Here is a 687-nt window from a genome sequence, read left to right as displayed (position 1 = left end):
CTTAAACGCTTGGACGAGCCAATGTTTAAGAGCGCAGAGATACCATTTAAAATTATTGTTTACCCGTTGCACACACATTTATCCATGTTATACGATCTGCAAAACGATATAAGGTATACAATGTTTGGTGTGAAATAGTCTTCTTACAATATTTCGTGCTTTCCTAGAAGTCAAAACCTCCATTGTAATTATTGGGCTGGTCTTTGTACTTCTCCAGCAATGCACGCATACGTGCACGACTTGCTTGTAATGCAAAGAAGTCTACTTTGCTGTTCTTGTAGACCTCTTCGTTATGTTGTACTTGCTCTGGTGTAAGGGGCATGTCTTAACCCTTATGTCTGTTGATTTCTTTCTGTGTTTGATCTTTTAGGTAATCCACTGTTACTTCTTTAGCTGCATCAAGTGCTTTATCCGTTGCTGCTTTTACTACTGCATCTTCTGATACTCTAGTAAAAAACTTCTTGATTGATTTCCAAATGTTCATATTATTCTCCTTTTCTTGTATCTTGTAGAAACGTAGTTGGCACTTGCACTTTTCGAATGGCCTCAATATTTTTTGCACTCACAAGAATGTACTCCACAATTGCTCTGCGTTCGTTCTCAGCGTACTTGAGAAGGTAATTTATTAGTTTATCCATTTCATCGTGTGACATTTTATTCTCCTTTGTTTACGTTGCAGACCACAAC

The 687-nt window shown here is 37.7% G+C and carries 2 protein-coding genes; both read right to left on the bottom strand.

Features of this window, described 5'->3' with window-relative positions; genetic code table 11:
* Positions 1-325: 325 nt before the first annotated feature.
* Positions 326-484: a hypothetical protein gene (locus tag LG31_RS21235; RefSeq protein ID WP_161785979.1), complete on the bottom strand. Its 159-nt coding sequence runs from the start codon at positions 482-484 to the stop codon at positions 326-328.
* A 1-nt stretch (position 485) separates the two neighbouring features.
* Positions 486-653 (bottom strand): hypothetical protein, encoded by a 168-nt coding sequence (locus tag LG31_RS21230; protein ID WP_161785978.1) that lies wholly within the window; start codon positions 651-653, stop codon positions 486-488.
* Positions 654-687: the final 34 nt, after the last annotated feature.

Origin of the sequence: Aeromonas lacus (assembly GCF_000764665.1) — a bacterium.
Taxonomy (GTDB): Bacteria; Pseudomonadota; Gammaproteobacteria; order Enterobacterales; family Aeromonadaceae; genus Aeromonas; species Aeromonas lacus.
Note: the sequence above shows the minus strand (reverse complement) of the source record. Positions and strands in the feature narration are given on the sequence as shown.

Coding starts and splice junctions, on each gene's coding strand:
- LG31_RS21230 (WP_161785978.1), bottom strand. CDS start 653: ATGTCACACGATGAAATGGATAAACTAATAAATTACCTTCTCAAGTAC.
- LG31_RS21235 (WP_161785979.1), bottom strand. CDS start 484: ATGAACATTTGGAAATCAATCAAGAAGTTTTTTACTAGAGTATCAGAA.